The sequence below is a fragment of the Pseudomonas fluorescens genome (assembly GCF_900636825.1).
In the GTDB taxonomy this organism is placed as follows: domain Bacteria; phylum Pseudomonadota; class Gammaproteobacteria; order Pseudomonadales; family Pseudomonadaceae; genus Aquipseudomonas; species Aquipseudomonas fluorescens_BG.
In genome coordinates, this window is the sequence record NZ_LR134318.1 from 1925425 (window position 1) to 1951710 (window position 26286).

The 26286-nt window shown below is 60.1% G+C and carries 20 protein-coding genes; 10 read left to right on the plus strand and 10 right to left on the minus strand.

The window, feature by feature from the left end:
- Positions 1-55 precede the first annotated feature (55 nt).
- The 7 genes from EL257_RS08840 to EL257_RS08870 all read left to right on the plus strand — a co-directional run bounded on the left by EL257_RS08840 (position 56) and on the right by EL257_RS08870 (position 5742).
- On the plus strand, positions 56-1045 hold the full coding sequence (locus tag EL257_RS08840; RefSeq protein ID WP_126361737.1) for an alpha/beta fold hydrolase: 990 nt from the start codon (positions 56-58) through the stop codon (positions 1043-1045).
- A gap of 225 nt (positions 1046-1270) precedes the next feature.
- Positions 1271-1762 carry a ribonuclease E activity regulator RraA gene (gene rraA / locus EL257_RS08845; protein ID WP_126361739.1) on the plus strand — a complete coding sequence of 164 codons (492 nt, stop codon included), beginning with the start codon at positions 1271-1273 and terminating at the stop codon, positions 1760-1762.
- Positions 1763-1784: 22 nt separating this feature from the next.
- On the plus strand, positions 1785-2780 hold the full coding sequence (locus EL257_RS08850; protein ID WP_126361741.1) for a zinc transporter ZntB: 996 nt from the start codon (positions 1785-1787) through the stop codon (positions 2778-2780).
- Between the two features lie 63 nt (positions 2781-2843).
- Positions 2844-3092, plus strand: a complete 249-nt coding sequence (locus tag EL257_RS08855) for a hypothetical protein (RefSeq protein ID WP_008076827.1) — start codon at positions 2844-2846, stop codon at positions 3090-3092.
- Between the two features lie 2 nt (positions 3093-3094).
- Positions 3095-3919: a mechanosensitive ion channel family protein gene (locus EL257_RS08860; RefSeq protein ID WP_007916401.1), complete on the plus strand. Its 825-nt coding sequence runs from the start codon at positions 3095-3097 to the stop codon at positions 3917-3919.
- A gap of 90 nt (positions 3920-4009) precedes the next feature.
- A complete protein-coding gene (sigX, locus tag EL257_RS08865; RefSeq protein ID WP_126361743.1) occupies positions 4010-4600 on the plus strand; it encodes an RNA polymerase sigma factor SigX in 591 nt (196 codons plus the stop codon).
- Between the two features lie 107 nt (positions 4601-4707).
- Positions 4708-5742 carry an OmpA family protein gene (locus tag EL257_RS08870; RefSeq protein ID WP_126361745.1) on the plus strand — a complete coding sequence of 345 codons (1035 nt, stop codon included), beginning with the start codon at positions 4708-4710 and terminating at the stop codon, positions 5740-5742.
- Between the two features lie 110 nt (positions 5743-5852).
- Here the strand turns inward: EL257_RS08870 and cobA are convergent, their stop codons facing one another.
- The 8 genes from cobA to EL257_RS08910 all read right to left on the minus strand — a co-directional run bounded on the left by cobA (position 5853) and on the right by EL257_RS08910 (position 17484).
- Complete coding sequence (cobA, locus tag EL257_RS08875; protein ID WP_126361747.1) at positions 5853-6620, minus strand: uroporphyrinogen-III C-methyltransferase; 768 nt, start codon at positions 6618-6620, stop codon at positions 5853-5855.
- Positions 6621-6633: 13 nt separating this feature from the next.
- Entirely contained in the window at positions 6634-9345 is a 2712-nt protein-coding gene (locus tag EL257_RS08880; RefSeq protein ID WP_126361749.1) for a nitrate reductase, read from the minus strand.
- Entirely contained in the window at positions 9345-9662 is a 318-nt protein-coding gene (gene nirD, locus EL257_RS08885) for a nitrite reductase small subunit NirD (RefSeq protein WP_126361751.1), read from the minus strand. Before nirD ends, EL257_RS08880 begins: the two co-directional genes overlap by 1 nt.
- On the minus strand, positions 9659-12112 hold the full coding sequence (gene nirB, locus EL257_RS08890) for a nitrite reductase large subunit NirB (protein WP_126361753.1): 2454 nt from the start codon (positions 12110-12112) through the stop codon (positions 9659-9661). Before nirB ends, nirD begins: the two co-directional genes overlap by 4 nt.
- A 375-nt stretch (positions 12113-12487) precedes the next feature.
- A complete protein-coding gene (locus EL257_RS08895; RefSeq protein ID WP_126361755.1) occupies positions 12488-14149 on the minus strand; it encodes a bifunctional protein-serine/threonine kinase/phosphatase in 1662 nt (553 codons plus the stop codon).
- A 7-nt stretch (positions 14150-14156) separates the two neighbouring features.
- Entirely contained in the window at positions 14157-15368 is a 1212-nt protein-coding gene (locus EL257_RS08900) for a nitrate/nitrite transporter (RefSeq protein ID WP_126361757.1), read from the minus strand.
- Between the two features lie 314 nt (positions 15369-15682).
- Complete coding sequence (locus EL257_RS08905; RefSeq protein WP_007916390.1) at positions 15683-16258, minus strand: ANTAR domain-containing response regulator; 576 nt, start codon at positions 16256-16258, stop codon at positions 15683-15685.
- A 14-nt stretch (positions 16259-16272) separates the two neighbouring features.
- A complete protein-coding gene (locus EL257_RS08910) occupies positions 16273-17484 on the minus strand; it encodes a CmpA/NrtA family ABC transporter substrate-binding protein (protein WP_126361759.1) in 1212 nt (403 codons plus the stop codon).
- Positions 17485-17702: 218 nt separating this feature from the next.
- Between EL257_RS08910 and EL257_RS08915 the strand changes: the two genes are divergently transcribed.
- Complete coding sequence (locus EL257_RS08915; RefSeq protein WP_126361760.1) at positions 17703-18725, plus strand: quinone-dependent dihydroorotate dehydrogenase; 1023 nt, start codon at positions 17703-17705, stop codon at positions 18723-18725.
- Positions 18726-18997: 272 nt separating this feature from the next.
- Here EL257_RS08915 and rmf read toward each other — a convergent pair whose 3' ends face one another.
- Positions 18998-19213 (minus strand): ribosome modulation factor, encoded by a 216-nt coding sequence (gene rmf / locus EL257_RS08920; RefSeq protein WP_003223300.1) that lies wholly within the window; start codon positions 19211-19213, stop codon positions 18998-19000.
- Between the two features lie 530 nt (positions 19214-19743).
- Here rmf and rlmKL point away from each other — a divergent pair.
- Together rlmKL and EL257_RS08930 are read left to right on the plus strand one after the other, a co-directional pair.
- Positions 19744-22014: a bifunctional 23S rRNA (guanine(2069)-N(7))-methyltransferase RlmK/23S rRNA (guanine(2445)-N(2))-methyltransferase RlmL gene (gene rlmKL, locus EL257_RS08925; protein WP_126361762.1), complete on the plus strand. Its 2271-nt coding sequence runs from the start codon at positions 19744-19746 to the stop codon at positions 22012-22014.
- Between the two features lie 144 nt (positions 22015-22158).
- Positions 22159-24543: a GGDEF domain-containing protein gene (locus EL257_RS08930; RefSeq protein ID WP_126361764.1), complete on the plus strand. Its 2385-nt coding sequence runs from the start codon at positions 22159-22161 to the stop codon at positions 24541-24543.
- 145 nt (positions 24544-24688) lie between these two features.
- On the opposite strand, the gene dacB is transcribed toward EL257_RS08930, so the two are convergent.
- Entirely contained in the window at positions 24689-26149 is a 1461-nt protein-coding gene (gene dacB / locus EL257_RS08935) for a D-alanyl-D-alanine carboxypeptidase/D-alanyl-D-alanine-endopeptidase (protein WP_126361766.1), read from the minus strand.
- Between the last annotated feature and the right edge of the window lie 137 nt (positions 26150-26286).

A 26286-nucleotide genomic window follows, 5' to 3' on the forward strand; every position in this document is an offset into this window, starting at 1 on the left:
GAGATTCAGTAGGGCGGGCTCTTGTAGATGCCGCCCTTTTTTGTGCAAGAGCATTATGCAAAGCAGCAGCAACCTATTTCCCGTCGCGCTGATCAGCGCCGAACGGCGTGGCGATCTGAGCGAAGATGTGTATCGCTTGAAACCCGGCAACAGCCCCGACTGGTCCGTGGAAATCGCCGTAACCCGCTTGGGCATGGCCGATGACTCGGCGCCTCGCGGTGTGCCGGTGATCCTGTTGCACGGCAGCTTTTCCAATCGGCGCTTCTGGTTTTCCCCCAAAGGCCTTGGGCTTGGCGCATATCTGACGCGCCAAGGGTTCGACGTGTGGATTCCGGAGATGCGCGGCCATGGCCTGTCCCAGCGCAACGAGGCTTACCGGCACAACCGCGTGGCCGACTATGCCCGTTATGACTTGCCGGCGATCGCCGCATTCGTCCGCGAACAGAGCGGGCAAATCCCGCACTGGATCGGCCACTCATTGGGCGGCATCACCCTAGCCGCCGCGCTCGGTGGTGAATACCTGGGCGAGCCTGCGGTGGCCTCCGCAGCGTTCTTCGGCACGCAAGTCAGCCGCACTTATTGGCCGCTGAAAATTCCACCAGTGGAATGGAGCAGCCGTTTCATTCTCAAGCGCTTCGCGCAATTGTCCGGCTCACGCCTCAAGCGCGGCCCGGAAGATGAACCGATCGGTCTGGCCCTTGAAAGCATGCGCTGGTACGGCTTGTTCGGGCGCTTTGGCGACAAGGAGAAGGATTGGTGGGCTGGGCTCGCCGACGTCAAGGTGCCAGTGCTGGCGGTGACAGCGACGGGCGATCATCAGGATCCGGCCTGGGCCTGTCGCAAATTGTTCGAGCAGCTCGGTTCGGAACACAAACAGTTCATCAATCTGGGCCGCGAACACGGCTTCAGCGATAACTACGGTCACGTCGAAATGCTGGTGAGCAAAGCCGCGCAGACGGAAGTGTGGCCATTGGTGGCACGCTGGCTGCGCGACCAGCAGACGTCCCTGCTCGGCGAGCAGCCGGATCTGGCCGCGGCGGGCTGACTGATCGCGCTGAAAAGGCCATTTCGTTCGGCTTTGCTTGCGGCTAAGATATGACGCGTTGTGCGGTTCTGGTCATATTTGATGGCTGTTTAGCGATTACGTTTCAGGGTTTGTTCAGCTGCATTCAGCGACCATGGAATGGACTAAGGTAAACAGCGGCCACCGGAACTCGTTTCATCAGAGCGCGGCATCCTTGATCGTCTTCCTTGTTACAGGAGTTTTTCGATGGAACATTACCTTACGCCTGATCTGTGCGACGCCTATCCGGAGCTGGTGCAGGTGCTGGAACCGATGTTCAGCAATTTCGGCGGCCGTGATTCCTTCGGTGGCGAAATCGTGACCATCAAATGCTTCGAAGACAACTCGCTGGTCAAGGCCCAGGCCGAACTCGACGGCAAGGGTAAAGTGCTGGTGGTCGATGGCGGCGGGTCTCTGCGCCGGGCACTGCTGGGCGACATGATCGCGGCCAAGGCGGCGCAAAACGGTTGGGAAGGGCTGGTGATCTACGGTTGCATCCGTGACGTCGACGTAATTGCGCAGACCGACCTCGGCGTGCAGGCGCTGGCCAGTCATCCGATGAAAACCGACAAGCGCGGCATCGGCGACCTCAATGTTCCGGTGACCTTCGCCGGTGTGACATTCCATCCGGGCCAGTACATTTATGCGGACAACAACGGCGTGATCATCTCGCCAAGTCCGCTGAAGATGCCTGAATAAGAGTTTCGATCAAGGGATGCGGATGTTCGAGGAAGAAAACGCGCAATGGGGGCTGGTGCATGCCCTGGTGCTGGACGGTAAAGGCGGCGCGCGTTCGATAGCCCGGACTGAACTCGACGACTTGCAGCTGCAGGCGCATGAAAGCCTGTGGCTGCATTGGGATCGCGGTCATCCGCAAACCCAGACCTGGTTGCGCAAAGACAGCGGTCTCAACGAATTCACCTGCGATCTGCTGCTGGAAGAAAACACACGACCACGCTTGTTGCCGCTGCCCGATGCCGAGCTGTTGCTGTTTTTGCGCGGGGTCAATCTCAATCCTGGCGCCGAGCCCGAAGACATGGTCTCGGTGCGGATTTTCGCCTCGGCCCAGCGCGTCATTTCCCTGCGCTTGCGCCCGTTGCGCGCTACCGATGAACTGCTGGCCATGCTGGCCGACGGCACAGGGCCGAAAACTGCCTCTGAACTGATCCTTTATCTGGCGCAGTTCCTGACCAACAAGGTGCAGGATCTGGTCACTTGCCTCTCGGAAATTGCCGATGAGGAAGAAGAAAAGATGGACGCCGACGAACGGTATACCCCCGAACATGGCTCCATTTTGCATATCCGTCGCCGCGCTGCCGGGTTGAAGCGTTTTCTAGCACCGCAGCGGGATATTTTCGGACAACTGACTCGGATAAAACTGCCCTGGTTTGTCGAGGACGATGGCGACTACTGGAACGAACTGAACAACAGCCTGACCCGCTATCTGGAAGAACTCGAATTGACCCGAGAGCGCGTGGGGCTTGTGCTGGAGGCTGAAGACCGGCGTCTGAGCGTACACATGAATCGCACCATGTACCGTTTCGGCATCATTACCTGCATCTTCTTGCCGATGAGTTTTATCACCGGTCTGCTCGGCATCAACGTCGGCGGCATTCCGTTCGCCAGCAGCCCGTATGGTTTCCTGATTGCCTGCTTGACGGTACTCGCCCTGGCCTTCGGCCAGTGGTGGTTGTTCCGCCGTTTGCGCTGGGTGTGAACATGGCGCATGTGACCCGAGCAAATTTGCCCGCGTCTTTCACAGACATCACGAGAGGTGCGTATGCACGATCCGTTTGAACAGTCTTTACGTGACATGCTCAACGCTTCGCCGTCCAGCCGCGACGACGATGCCTGTCTGGGCCGCGTACTTAAAACCGCCAACCGCCAGGTCGGCGCCGGTGATCTGTTCAGCCTGCTGGGCCGCTGGCTGCCCGCGCTGATGATTGCCCTGAATAACGGATCGGCACACGTCTCGCCGGTTTCCCGTCTTCGTAAACCTACCGCTCGCACTGCTGATAAGGCTGATTGAATATGGAACTCGACCTCTGGACTCAGAGCCTCGTCACTGCAATGACTGCGTTGTGGACCAAAGTAGCCAATTTCATTCCGAACCTGTTCGGCGCACTGGTCGTGCTGCTGTTGGGTTTTGTCGTGGCCAAGCTGCTCGATACCTTGCTCTCCAAGCTGCTCGCCAAACTGGGCCTCGATCGCCTGATGGGTGGCACCGGGCTGACCAAGCTGATGTCGCGCGCGGGGCTGCAGGTTCCGATCTCGACGCTCATTGGCAAGATCGTTTATTGGTTCGTCCTGCTGATTTTTCTGGTTTCCGCAGCAGAGTCCCTTGGACTTGAGCGAGTTTCAGCTACGCTCGATATGCTGGCGTTGTATCTGCCGAAAGTGTTCGGTGCCGCGCTGGTGTTGCTGGTGGGTGTTTTGCTTGCGCAACTGGCCAACGGGCTGGTGCGCGGGGCGGCAGAAGGCGTAGGCCTGGACTACGCTTCAGGGCTTGGACGAATTGCACAGGGGCTGGTGATCATCATCAGTATCTCGGTGGCGATCAGTCAGCTCGAGGTCAAGACTGACCTGCTCAACCATGTAATTGTGATCGTATTGATTACCGTTGGTCTGGCTGTTGCGCTGGCCATGGGTTTGGGAAGCCGGGAAATTGCCGGTCAGATTCTTGCGGGAATCTATGTGCGTGAGTTGTATCAGGTAGGGCAACAAGTGCGTGTTGGCGAGGTCGAAGGCCAGATCGAAGAGATCGGCACGGTTAAAACCACATTGCTGACCGATGAGGGTGAGCTAGTCTCACTCTCCAATCGGATCCTGCTGGAACAGCATGTGAGTAGCCGCTAATCCGGCAAACCCTGCTAATGTATGCCGCCGCGAAATGCCAGCCAATGCTGGCTGCGGTGGACATTGACCTGACTGTCGGCACGACTTGTTTTGAATACAGCCCAACCGCTATCTACGCGCTACGACCCCCGCGAGCTCTCTGATGAGGAGTTGGTCGCGCGCTCGCATACCGAGCTTTTTCACGTAACGCGCGCTTATGAAGAGTTGATGCGGCGTTACCAGCGAACATTATTTAACGTCTGTGCGAGATATCTTGGGAACGATCGCGACGCAGACGATGTCTGTCAGGAAGTGATGCTGAAGGTGCTGTACGGTCTGAAGAACTTTGAGGGGAAATCGAAGTTCAAAACGTGGCTTTACAGCATCACTTACAACGAATGCATCACGCAGTATCGGAAGGAACGGCGTAAGCGTCGCTTGATGGACGCTCTCAGTCTGGACCCTCTTGAAGAAGCGTCTGAAGAAAAGGCGCCGAAGCCGGAGGAGAAGGGTGGGCTTGATCGCTGGCTGGTGTATGTGAATCCGATTGACCGCGAAATTCTGGTGCTACGATTTGTCGCAGAACTGGAATTTCAGGAGATCGCAGACATCATGCATATGGGTTTGAGTGCGACAAAAATGCGTTACAAACGCGCTCTAGATAAATTGCGTGAGAAATTTGCAGGCATTGCTGAAACTTAGTTCAGCGCAAATATCTCTTACGTGTAGGCAAGTTCTGATAGACTTGCCGCCGAGTTGTCCCCCGGTTTGCGGGACTGCTTCACAATCACCAGATGGGGATTTAACGGATGAAACTGAAAAACACCTTGGGCTTGGCCATTGGTTCTCTGATTGCCGCCACTTCGTTCGGCGCTCTGGCACAAGGCCAAGGCGCAGTTGAAATCGAAGGCTTCGCAAAGAAAGAACAATTCGACAGCGCTCGTAACTTCAAGAACAACGGCAACCTGTTCGGCGGTTCGATCGGTTACTTCCTGACCGACGACGTTGAACTGCGTCTGGGCTACGACGAAGTTCACAACGTACGTGCTGACGATGGCAAGAACGTAAAAGGCGCTAACACCGCTCTGGACGCTCTGTACCACTTCAACAACCCAGGCGACATGTTGCGTCCATACGTTTCGGCCGGTTTCTCTGACCAGAGCATCGACCAGAACGGTTCGAACGGTCGTAACCGTTCCACCTTCGCCAACGTTGGCGGCGGTGCCAAGCTGTACTTCACCGAGAACTTCTACGCCCGTGCTGGCGTTGAAGCTCAATACAACATCGACCAGGGCGACACCGAGTGGGCTCCTAGCGTCGGTATCGGTGTGAACTTCGGTGGCGGCTCCAAGCCTGCTGCTGCTCCAGTTCCAGCACCAGCTGAAGTCTGCTCCGACAGCGACAACGACGGCGTTTGCGACAACGTTGACAAGTGCCCTGACACCCCAGCCAACGTAACTGTTGACGCTGACGGCTGCCCAGCAGTTGCTGAAGTTGTTCGTGTTGAGCTGGACGTCAAGTTCGACTTCGACAAGTCGGTTGTGAAGCCAAACAGCTACGGCGACATCAAGAACCTGGCTGACTTCATGAAGCAGTACCCATCCACCACCACTACTGTTGAAGGTCACACTGACTCCGTCGGTCCTGACGCTTACAACCAGAAACTGTCCGAGCGTCGTGCAAACGCCGTTAAGCAAGTTCTGACCAACCAGTACGGTGTTGAATCGTCCCGCGTTCAGTCTGTTGGCTACGGCGAATCCCGCCCAGTTGCTGACAACAAAACTGACGCTGGCCGCGCTGTAAACCGTCGCGTAGAAGCGCAGGTTGAAGCTCAAGCTAAGTAATTAGCTGCCGCTCTGAGAAAAGCCCGGCTTTGGCCGGGCTTTTCTTTGTCTGCGATTTGGCTTTGCGGCTTTGAAGGTCGTCCGAACGCGGGCCGAACCTTCTGCAGCGCCTACAGGACGTGCGCAGATGCAATGTAGGAGCTGCCGCAGGCTGCGATCTTTTGCTCTTCAACAGCAGCAGCCACAGCGCCAATCACGAGAATCGCCGGGCTCTTCAATTCAAACGCACACGCGTCCTCAGCCATCGCCATCAAATCGCTGCGACATTCGCGCTGATGCGGCAACGAGGCGTTTTCGATCATCGCCACCGGCATATCCGCCGCCATCCCTCCTGCCAACAGCTGATCACGAATTTCGCTCAGCTTGGCCACGCCCATGTAAATCACCAGCGTCGTCCCGCCTTGCGCCAGGGCCTGCCAGTTCAATTGGCTATCATCCTGCGTGTGCGCAGTCACCAGCGTCACCCCGCGCGCCACACCACGCAATGTCAGCGGAATATCGCACTGTGTCGCGCCCGCAAGTCCGGCAGTGATGCCATTGACCAATTCCACTTCAACGCCACGCTCGCGCAGCCACTGCGCTTCTTCACCACCCCGCCCGAAGATGCACGGATCACCGCCCTTGAGGCGCACCACGCATTTACCGTGGCGGGCATAACGCAGCATCAGGCGATGGATGAACGCCTGTGGTGTCGAACGGCACCCGCCACGTTTGCCCACTGCAATCACCCGCGCAGTCGGGCAATGTTCCAGCACTGCGTCGTTGACCAGATCATCGATCATCACCACATCGGCCTCGCGCAATGCGCGCACGGCTTTGAGGGTCAGCAGCTCGGGATCGCCAGGGCCCGCACCCACCAGCCAGACTTTCGCACTCATGGTGTTTTCCTCGTTAAATAACTGCAACCGGCCGCGCTTCGGCAGCCAGCAAGCGCTTGATTTCCGGAACGCAGGAACCGCATTGCGTACCGCAGCGGAGATTGTTTTTCAGGCCTTGAAGGTCCAGGCCCTGGCGAATGCCGGCGCAGACTGCGTTGAGGCTGACGTTTTCGCAATTGCACAGGGTCTTGTCGCTAGCGATCGCCGCAACCGTGCCCGGCGGCGTGCTCAGCGGTGCCAACAGCCAGCGCCGCAATTGTTCGTCGGCGCGACCCTCGAGCCACAAGCTTTGCAGCCAATGCTGCGCGAGAGTTTCGCCGGCCAGGCGGATGGCGGTGATGCGCCCGTTCTCGATGCGCACGCGTTTGCCGATGGCACGGCGCGGGTCGTCGTAGGCCAGAACCGGGCCGTCGAGCAGCGACAGGCATTGATCGATCTCACTCAGCAAGCCTGGATCAGGCGCTGCGATGTGGGCCGCGCGTAGGAGCAACGCTGGCCGTTCACGTCCTACAAGGCTGATATTGACGTAGGAAAACGCCTCGCACAGCGGTCGTAGAGTTTCGAAGTGCCGTTGAATATCGCCCTCGATCAATGCGAACAGCTGCCATGGCAGATCCACCGGCTCGAGGCGCACACCGCTGTGCTTGAGTTCGGGTTGTTTCGACAGCGGATCGACAGCGGGCAATGTCAGGTTGTTCACGCCGCCCTTGAGAAAGCGGTCACCCCAATGCATCGGCAAAAACGCCTGGCCCGGACGCACGCTGTCATCGCTGCCAACCGCGACGATCACCGCGCCCCGACGGCTTTTCAGGTTGATCAGATCGCCCGGCTGCAAGCGATGCCGACGCAGTTCATCCGGATGCAGGCTCAATACCGCTTCGCTGACATGGCCGAACAATTGCGCGGCGGTGCCAGTGCGGCTCATGCCGTGCCACTGGTCGCGCAGACGGCCGGTGATGAGGGTCAGCGGGAAGCGCGCGTCACGCTGTTCCTTGGCGGCGCGATAGGGCTCAGCGATGAATTGCGCGCGACCGCTGGCCGTAGGAAAAACGCCGTCTTCGTAGAGTCGCGCAGTACCTTGCCGCGCGTCGGCAGGGAAGGGCCATTGTTGCGGGCCGATCTCGTCGATCAAGGCATGACTGATGCCGGACAAGTCCAGATCACGGCCCTTGGTCAACAGTTTGAATTCATCAAACAACTGCGAAGGCTGATCGAATGCAAACAGACTCGGCTGCTGCGGACGCAGACGTTTTTCCAGCCGTTGTGCGAAATCCACCGTGATCGCCCAGTCCGGACGCGCTTCCCCCGGTGCGACAATCGCTTTGCGCACGTGGGAAATGCGCCGTTCGGAGTTGGTCACCGAGCCTTCCTTTTCGCCCCAACTGGCGGCCGGCAATAGAAGGTCGGCGAATGCCGCCGTTTCGGTGGTGCGAAAGGCTTCTTGCAGCACCACGAACGGGCAAGCCGCCAGCGCTGCGCGCACCGATTGTTGATCCGGCATCGACTGCGCAGGGTTGGTACAGGCAATCCACAACGCCTTGATCTTGCCGCTGCGAACTTGCTCGAACAGTTCGATGGCGCTGAGCCCAGGTGCTTCCGGCAACCTGTCCACGCCCCAGTAAGCCGCCACCTCTGCGCGATGTGCAGGGTTGGCGGCATCGCGATGACCAGGCAGAAGATTCGACAGGCTGCCGGTTTCTCGGCCGCCCATGGCGTTTGGCTGACCGGTCAGAGAAAAAGGTCCTGCGCCTGGTCGGCCGATTTGCCCGGTGGCCAAGTGCAAATTGATCAGCGCGCTGTTTTTCGCACTGCCGGCCGTGGACTGATTCAAGCCCATGCACCACAACGATAGAAAGCTCGGCGAAGTACCCACCCACTCGGCACATTGCTGCAACTGTTCGACGCTGATGCCGCACAGTTGCGAGACCATTTGCGGCGTGTAATCACGCACCAGCGCTTTGAGTCCGGCGAGACCCTCGGTGTGCGCCTTGATGAACTCGCGATCGACCCAGTCTTCCCACAGCAGCAGGTGCAAAATCCCATGGAACAACGCGACATCGGTGCCGGGAAGAATCGCCAGATGCAAGTCAGCCAGATCGCAGGTGTCAGTCCGACGAGGGTCGATAACGATGACTTTCATCTGCGGACGGCGGGATTTTGCTTCCTCCAGCCGGCGAAAAAGTACCGGATGGGCGTAGGCCATGTTACTGCCGACGATCATCACACAATCGCTGACGTCCAGGTCTTCATAGCTGCACGGCGGTGCGTCGGCGCCGAGGCTGCGCTTGTAGCCGACCACCGCCGAAGACATGCACAGCCGCGAGTTGCTGTCGATGTTATTGGTGCCGACCAGCGCCCGCGCCAGTTTGTTGAAGGCGTAGTAATCCTCGGTCAGCAGCTGTCCCGAAATATAGAACGCCACGCTGTCCGGGCCGTGTTCGGCGATGGTTTCACTGAAAACATTGGCGGCGTGCTCCAGCGCGGTGTTCCAGTCGCTGCGGCTTCGGGCCAGGCCTTTGCCCAAGCGCAATTCCGGATACAAGGCGCGGGCGGCGAGGTCGCCGGTCAAATGCAGCGTCGAGCCCTTGCTGCACAGTTTGCCGAAGTTGGCCGGGTGCGCCGGATCGCCGCTGACGCCGAGGATGCGCTCGCCGTCGTGCTCGATCAGTACGCCGCAGCCGACCCCGCAATAACAGCAGGTCGAGGCGGTCGTCTGGCGGTTCATCAGATGGCTTCCCGCAGGGCCAGTTGCACGCGACCATTCTCGACCCGCGCCGGATGGTGATGCGCACAGCCGATGTCCGGCGCCTGGGCTTCCCCGGACTCGAGGTCGATCTGCCAGTTGTGCAGCGGGCAAGCCACGCGTTTGCCGTAGATCAGACCTTGTGACAATGGCCCGCCCTTGTGCGGACAGCGGTCGTCGAGTGCGAAAACCTCATCGTCGCTTGTACGAAAAATCGCGATATCGCCTTTCGGCCCGGCAATGATTCGCGAACCGAGGGCGTTGATCTCATCCAGCGCACAGATATCGAGCCAGTTCATGCCGGCACCTCCAGGTTTTTCACGGGGATTACCTCGAACTCTTTCTTCAGTTGTGGCTGCGCCAAGCGCTCTTTCCACGGGTCTTGCTCGAACGACAGGGAAAATTGCAGGCGCTCGTTCAAGGCTTTGCGCCGGTCGGCGTCTTCCAGCACGTTCTTCTTGATGTGCTCCATGCCGACCCGTTGCAGGTAATGCACGGTGCGCTCCAGATAGAAGGCTTCTTCGCGGTAGAGCTGCAGGAACGCGCCGTTGTACTCACGCACTTCCTCAGCCGTTTTCAGCTTGACGAAGAACTCGGCGACTTCGGTTTTGATCCCGCCATTACCGCCGATGTACATTTCCCAGCCGGAGTCCACGCCGATGATTCCTACGTCCTTGATCCCCGCTTCCGAGCAGTTGCGTGGGCATCCGGAGACAGCAAGTTTCACTTTGTGCGGCGACCACATGTTGAACAGGTCGTGCTCGAGTTCGATGCCCAGTTGCGTCGAGTTTTGCGTGCCGAAGCGGCAGAACTCACTGCCGACGCAGGTTTTCACCGTGCGGATGGATTTGCCATAGGCATGGCCGGACGGCATGTCGAGGTCTTTCCAGACACCCGGCAAGTCCTGCTTTTTGATCCCCAGCAAGTCGATGCGCTGACCGCCGGTGACCTTGACCATCGGCACCTGGTATTTGTCGGCAACGTCGGCGATACGTCGCAGTTCCGACGGGTTGGTCACACCACCCCACATCCGCGGCACCACCGAATACGTGCCGTCTTTCTGGATGTTGGCGTGGGCGCGTTCGTTGATCAGGCGCGATTGCGGATCGTCCTTGGCTTCGCCCGGCCAGGTGGAAATCAGGTAATAGTTGAGCGCCGGGCGGCATGTGGCGCAGCCATTGGGGGTGCGCCAGTTCAGATAAAGCAGGGTGTCGGCGATCGTTAGCAGATGTTCCTGGCGAATCGCCTGACGAATCTGCCCGTGATTGAGATCGCTGCAACCGCAGATGGCTTTTTCGCTTTTCGGTTTGACGTCTGCGGCACCGCCCACCGTGTTGATCAGGATCTGTTCGACCAGCCCGGCGCACGAGCCGCAGGAGCTGGCGGCCTTGGTGTGTTTCTTCACTTCATCGACGCTGAACAGACCGTGTTCCTGAATCGCCTTGACGATGGTGCCTTTGCACACGCCGTTGCAACCGCAAACCTCGGCGCTGTCGGCCATGACCATGGCTTTGTCCTGGCCTTGATGTCCTACGTCGCCTAACGCGTTTTCCCCAAACATGAGGTGATCGCGGATCTCGCCAATGGCGTGATTCTCACGAATCTGCCGGAAATACCAACCGCCATCTGCCGTATCTCCGTACAGACAGGCGCCGACCAACACGTCATCCTTGATCACCAGTTTTTTGTACACACCGCCGATCGGATCGGAAAGGGTAATAGTTTCGGTGCCTTCGCCGCCCATGAAGTCGCCCGCGGAAAACAGGTCGATGCCGGTGACTTTGAGTTTGGTCGAGGTGACCGAGCCCTGATAGCGGGCGAAACCCAGCTGGGCGAGGTGATTGGCGCAAACCTTGGCCTGTTCGAACAGTGGCGCGACCAGGCCGTACGCGATCCCGCGATGGCTGGCGCATTCGCCGATCGCGTAAATGCGTGGGTCGTAGGTTTGCAAGGTGTCGTTGACCAGAATTCCGCGATTGCACGGGATGCCGGCCTTTTCCGCCAGTTCGGTGTTGGGGCGAATGCCTGCGGCCATCACCACCAGATCGGCGGGGATGATGTCACCGTTCTTGAACTGCACCGAGCCGACCCGGCCGTTGCCGGCGTCGTGCAGGGCCTGGGTCTGTTCGCACAGGCGGAAATGCAGGCCACGGGATTCCAGCGCCGATTGCAGCAGTTGGCCGCTGGTCTTGTCCAGTTGCCGTTCCAGCAGCCATTCGCCGAGGTGCACCACGGTAACGTGCATGCCGCGCAGCATCAGGCCGTTCGCCGCTTCGAGGCCAAGCAAACCGCCGCCGATGACCACGGCGTGCTTGTGGGTCCTGGCGGTGTCGATCATTGCCTGGGTGTCGGCAATGTCGCGGTAACCGATCACACCCTGCAAGGTGTTGCCGGGGATTGGCAGGATGAACGGCGTCGAGCCGGTGGCGATCAACAGACGGTCGTATTCGGCTTCGGTACCGTCCTCGGCGATCACCCGGCGTTTGACGCGATCGATCTCCACCACTTTACGGTTGAGCAGCAATTTGATGTTGTTTTGCAGATACCAGTCGAGGTCGTTGAGCACGATCTCTTCGAAGGTCTGTTCGCCGGCCAGCACCGGCGAGAGCAGGATGCGGTTGTAGTTGGTGTGCGGTTCGGCGCCGAAGACGGTGATGTCGTAGAGCTCGTCGCTCAGCTTGAGCAGTTCTTCAAGGGTACGCACCCCGGCCATGCCATTGCCGATCATCACCAGTTTGAGTTTTTTCATCAGGTTCTCCGGGAGCTGCGGCTGGCCTCTGATGGGCCGTCGGGCCGTGCTCGACAAATTTTGCGCAAACAAAAAAAGGCGTCCCGCTAGTTGCCTAGCGAGGACGCCTTTGTCCTTGTCCCGTTCTCTCGGGAAGCGCAGCCCTCGTCGTTGAAGGTTGGGCTTTATGTATGGTGAGAAAGGTAATGCAGTGGTTGTGCCAACTTGGGTGGGGGCCGTAATTGCTGGGGTTTTCGACCGATTGGAAATGTCTCGCTGCACTTTCTGGAGGCGTGTTGCGCCTTTTTGGAGCGAAGGATCAACAGATCGCAGCCTTTGGCAGCTCCTACAGGGGTATGCAATCCACTATAGGAGCTGCCGAAGGCTGCGATCTTTTCAGGGGTGATGAAACAACAGAACCAGCAGCACCACATTCCCCAACAAGGCCAGCAACGCCATGGTCCGCCAGACCTTCAACGGCTCACGTTCCAATAAGGGCCGGGGCCGTACGCTCAGGCTGCGCCGCTCGCCCTGTTCCAGCACCAACAACCATTCTTCAGCCGTTTCAAAGCGTTGTTGCGGATCGGCCGCGACGCCGCGTTCGAGGCTTTGCGTCAGCCACTCTGGTAAGTCCGGCCGATAGCGACTGGCGCTCACCGGCACGCCAAATCTGGGACGCTGAAACGCTTCGATCTCGCCGTATGGAAAGTGCCCGGTCAGCAGGTGATACAGCGTGACGCCCACTGCATACAAATCCTGCTGTGCACTCGGCGGCTCACCGCGAAACGCTTCCGGTGCGATAAAGCTTGGGGTTCCGGGCAGTGTCGACGGGGCGTCTTGCGAGAGTCCGGGGCAATACGCCAAGCCAAAATCCAGCAGGCGCAACTCGCCGTCGTCGCCGAGCAGCAGATTGTCCGGTTTGATATCGCGATGCAAAATCTGCCGCCGATGCAGTAACCCGACGGCGCGCAGCAATTTCTCGGCGATCTCCTGCCATCGCGCCAGCGGCAGAGGTCCGAGCAGCGCCAGTGTTGTCCCCGAATATTCCCGCATCACGTAGTACAAATGCTGACGCCGGCTGCACGCATGGACTTCAGGGAAATGCCGTCCTGCCACCCGTTTCAGGAACCATTCTTCCGACAGCAAGGCCTGGGCGGCTTGCGTATCTTCGGCGAGACGCAAGGGCAGGGTTTTCAACAGCCATGGCTGGCCATGTTCATCCAGCACTCGATAGAGCAGCGATTGCTGGCTCTGGCCGACGATGCTTTGCACTCGCCAGCCTTCGAACAATTGCCCAGGTTTGAGCGGTGGCGGCAGTGGCCACTGCCGCAAATGGATCAGCGCATCGCCTATGGTCGCTTCACCGACCGCATCGACACGCACCAGCAAAGCGCTGGCATTGTCCTGACTGCCAGCCAGATGCGCGGCGTTGACCAGCGTTTGCGCGGCACTGTGCAGCTCAGGTTGGTCGCGCAGAATCGCCGCAATCGCGCTATCGCCCAAAGTCGACCAGACACCGTCGGTCAGCAGTACAAAGCTTTCGCCTTCGCGCAATTCGCCGTCGAGAAAATCCAGCACCAGATGCTGATCCAGGCCCAGCGCGCGCTTGAGCACATGCTGCATGCCGGGTTGTTCCCAGACATGGTCTTCGCTGATCCGCTGCAAATGGTCGGCGTGCCAACGATAAACCCGGCAATCGCCTACGTGGGCAAGGGTAAAGCGTCGACCGCGGATGACCAGAGCGCTGACCGTGGTCAGCAGCGGTTGCCCACCGCCATTGGCCTGCAGCCAGCGGTTCTGCGCGAGCAACAAGCGATCCAGCGCCTGGGCGACGCTCCAGGTTTCCGGCGTCGCGTAATAGTCGAGTGCCAAAGCCTGCAAGGTGGAGCGGGCAGCGAGGCCACCGTCGGCGCATTGGCTGACGCCGTCGGCGACGGCGAACAGACAACCTTTGCTGGCCGCCAGTGCCGGGGCCGGTGTCACCGCACGCAGCGCGTCCTGATTCTCCGCGCGCGGACCGGTGGCGCTGGCTTCGGCGAAACTCAGTTGCAGGGCCATTGAAGCCTCAGACCCGCGCTGCCGTCACCGCCGCCGAACCCCAAGTGGTTCTCCAGCGGCGCTTGACCCCGTGCAGGCCAAACCATGCGAGCACGCCCAGACTGGCGAACAACCACAAGGCCAATTGATAGCTGCCGGTGCTCTGTTTGATCGCGCCCATACCGGCCGCCAAAGCAAAGCCGCCAATACCGCCGGCCATGCCGATCAGCCCGGTCATCACGCCGATCTCCAGACGAAAACGCTGCGGCACCAGTTGGAAAACCGCACCGTTGCCTGCGCCCAAGCCGAGCATGGTGCAGACGAAAAGCGCTAGCGCCGCGTAGGAACTTGGCAAATTGAAGCCGACGGCAGCAATGCAGATGGCGGCGACGGTGTACATCGCCAGCAAGGTGCGAATGCCACCGAAGCGATCGGCCAGTGCGCCACCCAACGGCCGCATCAGGCTGCCACCGAACACGCAGGCAGCGGTGTAGTAGCCGGCGGTTACCGGGCTCAGACCGTATTGATCGTTGAAATAACCGGGCAGGGCGCTCGCCAGGCCGATGAAACCGCCGAAGGTGACGCTGTAAAAGAACATGAACCACCAGCTGTCACGGTCGCCGAGGGCCTTGAAGTAGTCGGCCATGGCTTTCGGTTTCGGCCGCTGCGGAGCGTTTTTTGCCAACAAGGCGAACAGCACCAGGGTCAGGACGAGCGGGATCAGGGCGAAACCGAAAACATTGCTCCAGCCGAACGCGGCGGCAATTACCGGCGCGAGCAGCGCGGCGAACACGGTGCCAGAGTTGCCCGCACCGGCGATGCCCATGGCTTTGCCCTGATGCTCCGGCGGGTACCACTGCGACGCCAATGGCAACGCCACGGCAAACGATGCGCCAGCCATGCCGAGGAACAGGCCGAGGATCAGCGCTTGTTCATAACTGTGGATGCCGATTTTCCATGCGCCGAACAGTGCGCAGATGACGATGACCTGGCCGATCACGCCGGCGGTCTTGGGCGACAAGCGATCCGCGAGCATGCCCATGGCGAAGCGCAACACCGCACCAGCCAGAATTGGCGTGGCGACGACGAGGCCGCGTTGCTGGGTGGTCAGGTGCAGGTCGGCGGCGATCTGCACCGCCAACGGGCCGAGCAGGTACCAGACCATGAAGCTCAGGTCGAAATAGAGGAAGGCCGCGAACAGGGTCGGGGTGTGGCCGGATTTCCAGAAGCTTGAATTCATCGCGCACCTCAGCTGAAAAGAGTCTCTAAAGGAGTCATGCAACAGCAGGTGGAGCGCCCCCACGGCCGCACCACCGGCCCCGATCTGTGGGGCCAAAACGCAAAAACGCCGCTACCTGATTCGCCGATGGGCGAACGGGGTGAGCGACGTCTTTGTCGTAGGTGGGGCAACCGCCGTTGGTTACCTGAGGGAATGCTTAGCGAGATTTGTGCCAAGGCTTGAAAAGATCGCAGCCTCGTTGCACTCGTCAACTCCTACAGGAGGGGGCGTGCCCCTGTAGGAGCTGCCGAAGGCTGCGATCTTTTGATTTGCTATCAGCCCAACAACTCACTCATCGCAATAATCTGCTCCGCTACCTGTATCAGCTTCTGCTGGCGGCTCATGGCCTGGCGGCGCATCAGGGTGTAGGCCTCTTCCTCGTTGCAGTCTTTCATCTTCATCAACAAACCCTTGGCCAGCTCGATACGCTTACGCTCGGCCAGTTGCTGATCGCGGGCCTGCAGTTGCGCGCGCAAGGCCTGGTCGCTTTCGAAACGCGCCATCGCCACGTCGAGAATCGGCTGCAAACGCTGTGCGTGAATGCCCTCGACGATGTAGGCACTGACCCCGGACTTGATCGCCTGACGCATCACGCCGGGGTCATGTTCGTCGGTGAACATTACGATCGGCCGAGGCTGGTCGCGGCTGACCAGCACCACTTGCTCCATCACATCGCGACTGGGTGACTCGGTATCGATCAGGATCACGTCAGGGCGCACCGTTTCGACGCGTGCGGGCAGATCGATGGTCAGACCGGACTCGTCAATGACCTCGAACCCGGCCTCAGTCAATGCGGCTTTCAGGCGTCCGACTTTTTTCGCGGTGTCGTTGATCAGCAGAATGCGCAACATGTTCGCGGCTCCTGTCAGCGTCGGGCGAGAAGGGGAGCGTCGTCGCTCAGGGCATGTAGCCTGAAACTGCGCGCATAGCCGGCCGGATCGCTGCCGTCCCAGACTTTGCCGTCGAGCAACTGGCTGCTGCGCATATCGCTGCGGGAGGCGACGACATCGACCGCTGCCGCCGCTTCGCGGTAGAGATCCAGTTGCTGAACCTGACGGGCGACGGCGAGGTAATCCGGATCCTCACGCAACAAACCCCAGCGGCGGAACTGGGTCATGAACCACATGGCGTCGGAGAGGTACGGCAGATTCACTTCGCCATGCCCGTGAAAGCGCAGCGCATGCGGGTCCTGCCAGCGATTGGCGAGGCCATCGGTATAGTCGCCGAGAAAGCGCGGTTCGATGCAGGCCACCGGCGCGTCGAGGTAATCTGGCGCACTCAACAACTGCGCGGTGCTGCGTCGATTTTCCGGGCTCTGTTCGATGAAGCGGCTGGCTTCGAGGATCGCCATCACCAACGCTCGCGCGGTGTTGGGGTATTGCTCGACAAAGGCGCGGGTGCAACCGAGGACTTTTTCCGGGTGGTCGGGCCAGATGGTCTGGCTGGTGGCGAGCGTGAAGCCGAGGCCCTGCTGCACTGCGCTCGCGGCCCACGGTTCGCCGACGCAGAAGCCGTCGATCCGCCCGGCCTGCAGGTGCGCAACCATTTGCGGCGGCGGCACTACGACGCTGTCGACATCCTGCAACGGATGAATGCCTTGGCTCGCCAGCCAGTAATAAAGCCACATCGCGTGGGTGCCGGTGGGGAAGGTCTGGGCGAAGGTGAGTTTTGCGCGGCTTTGGTGCACGTGGCGATCCAGCGCTTCAGGACCGGTCACGCCAAGCTGTTGCAGGCCATGCGACAGGTTAAGGCTTTGGCCGTTCTGATTCAGGCCCATCAGCACTGCCATTTCGGTGGGTGCAATGCCGCCGATTCCCAAGTGCACGGCATAGATCAGCCCGTACAGGCTGTGCGCGGCGTCGAGTTCGCCGCTGACCAGTTTGTCGCGCAGGTTCGCCCATGACGTCTGGCGCTTGAGGTTCAGGGTCAGGCCATAAGGCTGGGCGAAGCCCTGAGTGGCGGCGACAACGATCGAGGCGCAGTCGCTCAGCGCAATGAAGCCCAGATTGATCGCGCTCTTTTCCGGCGCATCGCTGCCATTGACCCAGGCCAGCGGCCCCGCGGACGTTTCGTTCATACGCTACCTCAAAAAAAACGTCGTCCCGGATTTCGCGCAGGCAAACCCGAGGACGACGCCATTGTCGTGGCCTGCGCGCCGTCATTGGTCGGCAGACTGATAGCCAGGGCGGTGCAAGGCATATGCCAGCCGCCTTGTTTTGCGCAGGCGCCTCGCGCCGGACGATGATGCCCGGCTATAATCGCCGCCTCTTTTCGCCGCCCGAGTCATCGCCGCCCATGTACACCCTGGCCCGTCAGCTGTTGTTCAAACTTTCTCCGGAAACCTCCCACGATCTGTCGCTGGATCTGATCGGCGCAGGTGGGCGTTTGGGTCTCAATGGCTTGCTGTGCAAGGCGCCGGCGAAGCAGCCGGTGACCGTAATGGGCCTGGAATTTCCGAACCCGGTGGGGCTGGCGGCGGGTCTGGACAAGAATGGCGCGGCGATTGACGGCTTTGCGCAACTGGGATTCGGTTTTGTCGAAATCGGCACCGTGACCCCGCGTCCGCAGCCGGGCAATCCGAAACCACGCATCTTCCGTCTGCCGGAAGCCGAGGCGATCATCAATCGCATGGGCTTCAACAACCTCGGCGTGGATAACCTGCTGGCGCGAGTGGCGGCGGCAAAATTCCGCGGTGTGCTGGGCATCAATATCGGCAAGAACTTCGACACGCCGGTCGAGCGCGCCGTCGATGATTACCTGATTTGCCTGGACAAGGTCTACGCCCATGCCAGTTATGTGACCGTCAACGTCAGTTCGCCGAACACGCCAGGCCTGCGCAGCTTGCAGTTTGGTGATTCGCTCAAGCAATTGCTCGCTGATCTGGCCACGCGCCGCGCCGAGCTGGCCTTGCGTCACGGCAAGCATGTGCCGCTGGCGATCAAGATTGCGCCGGACATGACTGACGAAGAAACCGCGCAGGTTGCCCATGCATTGCTCGAGACCGGCATGGACGCGGTGATTGCCACCAACACCACCCTGAGCCGGGTTGGCGTGGAAGGCATGGAACATGGCGACGAAGCGGGTGGCCTGTCGGGCGCGCCGGTGCGTGAAAAAAGCACGAACACGGTGAAAGTGCTGGCGGGCGAATTGGCCGGACGTTTGCCGATCATCGCCGCTGGCGGGATTACCGAGGGTAAGCATGCGGCGGAGAAGATCGCTGCCGGTGCAAGCCTGGTGCAGATCTATTCGGGCTTCATCTATAAAGGCCCGGCGCTGATTCGTGAATCGGTAGACGCCATCGCCGCCCTGCGCAAATAACCCGACCCGACCCGATACGGTCAATGTAGGAGCTGCCGAAGGCTGCGATCTTCTGATCTTGTTTTTAGAATCAAGATCAAAAGATCGCAGCCTTCGGCAGCTCCTACAGGGGTAGTTGCCCGCCAATCGAAAGGTGGGTGCCAGTCGAGTCAGACAGGCATAAAAAAGGGCTCCTCGAAGGAGCCCCTGGGCCGTAGCCCGCCGTCCGGGAGGGACGTGCGTGGTTAATTCATTGCAAATTCAGATTGTCGTGTCGGAATAAATGCCCTGTGTCAGCCGACGGCGTGAAGTTCGTTGAGTCTGTGGATTCCCGCAGTGCCGGTCATACCGTCCCAGTTGTCGCCGCGTCCTTCTCGCCAGCCGTTAATCCAGGCTTGGCGTACCGACGGTAGAGTAAATGGGCAAAGCTCACGGGATTTGCCACCAACGCCATATTGATATCCGCGCAAAAATGCTCTTTCCAACGGATCACGCTTAAGTCTTCTCATAGGGTGTTTCCCTCACTTGTTGACTGTAGTGTCGCGTTGACCTCAATCGAGGCCTGGCAGAAAAAACCTGCCATCGTGCGGCTCGCTGCCGGCGTGGCGAGCCAAGGTGTTGACGCCGTTGCGACGTCAACCTGCGTTCAGTTCTAACCAATGAGTCACACCGAGGGAATGATCGTTTTGTCATAAGGACGTAACGTAAAGGATGCTATGGCGATAAGTAACCGTGTATTTATTCAACGGTTAGCGGGCAAACCCCGGTATGATCGGCGCCCCGCTGAGAAAGGGGGTTAATCCTTTAGTGAGAATGACCCACGTTTGCGCTTGGGTACTATTCGACGAAGGGTCGCTTTCAGTCTTTTCATGTCATCAACTTTTTTATCTGTCCCGGCATCTAAGCTCTTTTAACCCGAGCAGCGGGGATGGAACGGCACACCTTCGTGCCACGCGGGCGCTCTTTCAGAAAAGCGCCTGATTGAAAACCGGGTCGGCAATGCGTTGTCGGCCCACTAGCCAAAGGCTCTGGAATTACCATGTCCGATCGTTTCGAACTCTTCCTCACTTGCCCCAAAGGCCTTGAAGGCCTGCTCATCGAGGAAGCCGTCGGGCTTGGCCTTGAAGAAGCGCGCGAGCACACCTCCGCCGTGCGTGGCATGGCAACCATGGAAACCGCTTATCGTCTGTGCCTGTGGTCGCGTCTGGCCAACCGGGTGCTGCTGGTGCTCAAGCGTTTCCCGATGAAAGACGCTGAAGACCTGTACCACGGCGTTCTCGATATCGAGTGGCAGGACCACATGCTCAACGACGGTACCCTGGCCGTCGAATTCAGCGGTCACGGTTCGGGCATCGACAACACGCACTTCGGCGCGCTGAAAGTCAAAGACGCCATCGTCGATAAATTGCGCACCCCGCAGGGCGACCGTCCGTCGATCGACAAGCTCAATCCGGACCTGCGCATCCATCTGCGTCTGGATCGCGGTGAAGCGATTCTCTCTCTCGATCTCTCCGGTCACAGCCTGCACCAGCGCGGCTATCGTTTGCAGCAGGGCGCGGCGCCGTTGAAGGAAAACCTCGCGGCAGCGATCCTGATCCGTTCCGGCTGGCCACGCATTGCGGCCGAAGGCGGCGCGCTGGCTGACCCGATGTGCGGTGTCGGTACGTTCCTGGTCGAAGCGGCGATGATTGCTGCCGACATGGCGCCGAACCTGCGTCGCGAACAGTGGGGCTTCACCGCCTGGCTGGGTCACGTGCCGGCGCTGTGGAAAAAGCTTCACGAAGAAGCCGTCGAACGCGCTGCTGCCGGCCTGGCCAAGCCACCGCTGTGGATTCGCGGTTACGAAGCCGATCCACGGCTGATTCAGCCGGGCCGCAACAACGTCGAACGCGCAGGCTTGAGCGAGTGGATCAAAATCTACCAGGGCGAAGTCGCGACCTTCGAGCCGCGTCCGGATCAGAACCAGAAAGGTCTGGTGATCTGCAACCCGCCGTACGGCGAGCGTCTCGGTGACGAAGCCAGCCTGCTCTACCTCTATCAGAATCTTGGCGAGCGTCTGCGCCAGGCCTGCCTGAACTGGGAAGCGGCGGTGTTTACCGGCGCGCCGGATCTGGGCAAGCGTATGGGCATTCGCAGCCACAAACAGTATTCGTTCTGGAACGGCGCGCTGCCGTGCAAACTGCTGTTGATCAAGGTTCTGCCGGACCAGTTCGTCACTGGCGAGCGGCGCACCCCGGAACAGCGTCAGGCCGAGCGCGAGCAAGCGGCTTACGATCAGACTCCGGACGAGCCGCAAGAGCGCAAATTCAACAAGAACGGCAACCCGATCAAACCGACGCCTGCCCCGGCGCCTGTGATCGAGCAGCCGCGCTTGAGCGAAGGCGGGCAGATGTTCGCCAATCGCCTGCAGAAAAACCTCAAGGCGATGGGCAAGTGGGTCAAGCGCGAAGGCATCGATTGCTACCGCGTGTACGATGCTGACATGCCGGAATATGCCATGGCGATCGACCTGTACCACGACTGGGTGCACGTGCAGGAATACGCCGCGCCGAAGTCCATCGACCCGGAAAAAGCCTCGGCGCGGATGTTCGACGCACTGGCCGCGATTCCGCAGGCGCTGAACGTCGACAAGAGCCGCGTGGTGGTCAAGCGCCGCGAGCGTCAGAGCGGCACCAAGCAGTACGAGCGTCAGGCGGCGCAGGGCAAGTTCGTCGAGGTGAATGAAGGTGGCGTGAAGTTGCTGGTCAACCTCACCGACTATCTCGACACCGGCCTGTTCCTCGATCACCGGCCGATGCGCATGCGCATTCAGAAAGAGGCGGCCGGCAAGCGTTTCCTCAATCTGTTCTGCTACACCGCGACCGCCAGCGTGCACGCAGCCAAGGGTGGCGCGCGCAGCACCACCAGCGTCGACCTGTCGAAAACCTACCTGGACTGGGCGCGCCGCAACCTGTCGCTGAACGGCTTCTCGGACAAGAACCGTCTGGAGCAGGGCGACGTCATGGCGTGGCTTGAAAGCAGTCGCGACGAATACGACCTGATTTTCATCGACCCGCCGACGTTCTCCAACTCCAAGCGTATGGAAGGCATCTTCGACGTGCAGCGCGATCAGGTGCAATTGATCGACCTGGCCATGGCGCGACTGGCGCCGGGGGGCGTGTTGTATTTCTCCAACAACTTCCGCAAGTTCCAGTTGGAAGAGAACCTCGCCGAGCGTTACGCCGTCGAAGAAATCAGCGCGCACACCATCGATCCGGATTTTGCCCGCAACACCAAGATCCACCGCGCCTGGAAAATCACGGCCCGTTGACACTTGCCCCGGTTGGATCCACAGAGCGTTGATTTTTAAAGGCTCCGTGGATCTAACTGAGCTAGCTAAATTAGTGGCTAATAGCTATAACTCACACACGGTCAATGGGGTTTTCCCGTCATGCTGGCGTAGTGAGTTGTGTTTATGTCGTTGCATCCCGTGCGCCCCAAGATTCTGGGTTTCATCAGTGAAGACGTCTCGGCCTGGCTGGTCGCGATGCTGGTTTTGCTCGCCGGCGGGATTCTCACGGGGCTGCTCGCCTGGGGCACACTTACCCAGTATCAGCAGCAACTGCGTCAGCGCTTTCAGCTGCTGGCCAACGAACGCTACAGCCGCATCGAAGAACGGTTTCAGGATCAGGAGCAACGGCTCGGCGGTCTGAGGCGCTTTTTTGCCAACTCCGAATCGGTGTCCCGCGCTGAATTCGACGGCTACACCCAACCCCTTCTGGTGCGAACCCAGGCGTATTCGTATGCCGTGCGGGTCAGCGGTGCCGAGCGCGAGGCATTCGAGCAGCGCGCGCGGGATGAGGGCTTGCGCGCCTTTGCCATTCGCGAGCTGAACGAGCAAGGTGAACTGCAGCGTGCGGCGTTGCGTGATGAATACGTACCGGTGATCTATAGCCAGACCCAGAGCCGCCTCGGTTCGCCACTGGGCTACGACTTGCTCGCGCAACCGTTGCGCCGGGACACCTTGCAGCGCGCCGATAAAATCGGCGGCCTCGCCGTTTCGCAACCCATGCATCTGGTCAGTATCGACCCGTCCTACGCCCGTGGCGTGTTACTGGTCGCCCCCGTGGCGCGCGACGGTGAGCCGCAGCCGTTTGGTTACGTGATGGCGGTGATCAGCATGCGGCAACTGCTGAGCGATGGCTTGCCGGATGCTTTTCATGATTATCTGTCGGTGCGCATCCTCGATTTGTCGATCCAGGATCAGCACGAAGTGTTGTTCGAATCGGCCAATGAGCCGGCATCCAGTGATCTCGCCGCGACACGCCTGTTGCGCATGGCCGATCACGATTATCAGGTGGATATCCAGCCGAGCGACGCGTTCTTGCAGGCCAACCATTCTTCGGTTGGCAGCGTGATCATTCTCGGTGGTCTGCTCAGTCTGCTGCTCAGCGCGCTGTTATATGTGTTGGTCAGCCAGCGGCAGCGTGCCTTGCGCCTGGTCGAACAGCGCACTCAGGAATTGCATGAGCGCGAGCAGGAACTGCGCGGCACCCACGGCCAATTGCGCGGGGTGCTCAATGCCGCGACTCAGGTCGCAATCATCGCCACCGACCTGCGCGGGGTAATCAATACCTTCAACCCCGGCGCGGAACAGATGCTCGGGTACAGCAGCGCCGATGTCGTCGGCCGCATGACCCTGGAAAATCTGCATTTGCCGCGGGAATTGACGGCCCGTGCCGCCGAGCTGAGTGCGCGCTATGGCAAAACCATTCCGACCTGCCACGCCATGCTCGTCGAGGGCGGCGAAGTCGGCGGTCACGAGGCGCGCGAATGGACGCTGCTGCGCAGCGATGGCAGCCATTTGCCGGTGAACATGCTCGCCACGCCGGTGCTCGACGAACAAGGCTTGTGGGTCGGTCACCTGGCGATCTGCATCGACATCACCGAGCGCAAACGCGTGCATGAGGTGCTGGCCGCGCGGGATGTGTTGCTGAAGAAACTCAGCGCGCATGTGCCGGGTGGCATTTACCAGTTCAAGATGGAATTCGACGGACGCTTCAGCGTGATCTATGCCAGCGATGGCATCCGAGAAATCTACGAGCTGGAGCCGGATGTGCTGTTGTTCGACGCTGAGGCGATTTTCAGCCGCATTCACCCGCAAGACGCCACGCGCGTGCGCAGCTCGATCCGTCAGTCGGCGGAACACCTCAGCCCTTGGCGTGAAGAATATCGCGTGCAGCTGCCCGAGCGCGGCTTGCGCTGGGTGCGCGGCGAAGCGACGCCGGAAGAGTTGCCGGGTGGCGGTGTGCTGTGGCACGGCTACATTTCCGATATCTCCGATTTGAAGCGCGTTGAAGAAGAGCTGCGCGCGCTGTCAGTAACCGACTCGCTGACCGGCATTCATAACCGCCGCTATTTTCAGGAGCGCCTGACTACGGAGATGGCCAGGGTCGAGCGTGGCGGCGGCGAGTTGTCGGTGATCATGCTCGACATCGATCATTTCAAACGCATCAACGATCAGTACGGGCACGCCGTGGGCGACCGCGTGCTGCAAGCGGTCTGCGAGCGCATTGGCCATCGCCTGCGCCGCACCGACGTGTTCTGCCGTTTAGGCGGCGAAGAGTTCATGGTGTTGTGCCCGGACATCGACGGCGATCACGCCTACATGCTGGCGATGGAGCTGTGGGAAGGCCTGCGCAGTGCGCCGGTGGATGTAGTCGGTGTGGTGACGGCGAGTTTCGGTATCGCCAGTTGGCGCCCGGGGGAGGGCGCGGATGCGTTGCTGCTGCGCGCGGATTCGGGGGTATACGCGGCGAAACAGAATGGCCGGGACCGGGTTGAGCGGCAGATGCACTGAGCCGCTGATGCTCGATACACGACAAACCTGTGGGAGCTGGCTTGCCAGCGATAGGGTCATTCCAGTCAGCATATTCGTTGACTGACACTCCGCTATCGCTGGCAAGCCAGCTCCCACAGGGTTTTGTGGTGTTACTTGGCTTGCGTTAAAGGACCGAAGCGGTTTGTGGCAGTTTTGGCTGTTTGTAGAGATCCAGCAGTACCTGATCCAGTACCGACGACGCGCCAAACGGCGCTTTGTCGTTAAGGATTGCCACGACTGCCCATGTGTTGCCATTCACATCACGGCTGAAGCCGGCAATCGCCCGCACAGTGTTCAGGGTGCCGGTCTTGACGTGCGCCTCGCCACGCATCGCTGTGGTTTTCAGACGCTTGCGCATGGTGCCGTCAGTGCCGGCAATCGGCAGCGAGCTGATGTACTCGGCGGCGTAAGGGCTGTGCCACGCGGCTTGCAGCATGCTCGCCATTTCCCGGGCGCTGACCCGTTCGGCACGCGACAGGCCGGAGCCGTTTTCCATCACCAGGTGAGGCGCGGTGATGCCTTTCTTCGCCATCCACTGCCGCACGACGCGCTGCGCGGCCTTGGCGTCGTCGCCGTCGGCCTCGTTGCGGAAACGCTGGCCGAGGCTGAGGAACAGCTGCTGTGCCATGGTGTTGTTACTGTATTTGTTGATGTCGCGGATGATTTCCGCCAGATCCGGCGAGTACGCCCGGGCGAGCAGTTTGGCACTGCTCGGCGTTGGCGCCAGACGATCCTTGCCCTGGATGCTGCCACCCAGTTCCTTCCAGATCGCGCGCACGGCGCCGGCGGTGTAGGTCGCGTGGTCGAGCAGCGACAGGGAAGTCTGCGAACTGCAGCCTTCGCCCAGCTGGCCGCCGACGGTCACGGTCACGCTGCCATCGGCCTGCGGCACCGGGTTGTAACGCACGCCCCCAGTGCATTGCTTGGAAGGCAGGGCCTTGACCGTGTTTTCGATGCGCACGCTGGCAATCGGCGGCTCAACCGAGATCAGCACCCGGCCATTGTCGTTACGCGCTACGAAGCGCAGCGCTTTGAGGTTGACCAGCAGCGAATCGGGTTTGACCAGGAACGGCTTGTTATCGTCGTTGCCGTCATCGTTGAATTCCGGCAGTTGCGGCTGCACGAAGAAGTTGCGGTCGAGGATCAGGTCGCCAGTGATCTGGGTGACGCCGTTGGCGCGCAGGTCGCGCATCAGCAGCCAGAGTTTTTCCATGTTCAGCTTCGGATCGCCGCCACCCTTGAGGTAGAGGTTGCCGTTGAGGATGCCGCCGTTCAGGTCACCGTCGGTGTAGAACTCGGTCTTCCACTGATGGTTGGGGCCGAGCATCTCCAGCGCCGCATAGGTGGTCACCAGTTTCATGGTCGAGGCCGGGTTGACCGACACATCGGCGTTGAACACGGTCGGCGTACCAGGGCCGTCGAGTGGCACCATCACCAGCGACAATGCGCTGGGCTGCAATTTGCTCGCCTTGAGGGCTTTTTCGACGTTCGGGGTGAGGGAAGTATTGATGGTGGCAGCAGAGACAGGCAGCGCCAGAGGCAGGAGAAGGCCGGCGAGAAACAGTGGACGCAACGATTTGATCATATGAAATAAAACCCTACAGCCGAGGGGAAAAAAGACGAGGACATGGATGAAAAGGTCCTCAGTGGTCACGAAAGTGTCGGCATTATGCCCCAAGGTGTAACCGATTGTGCCGTCCCCGGGGTAGCGATTGGCTGATT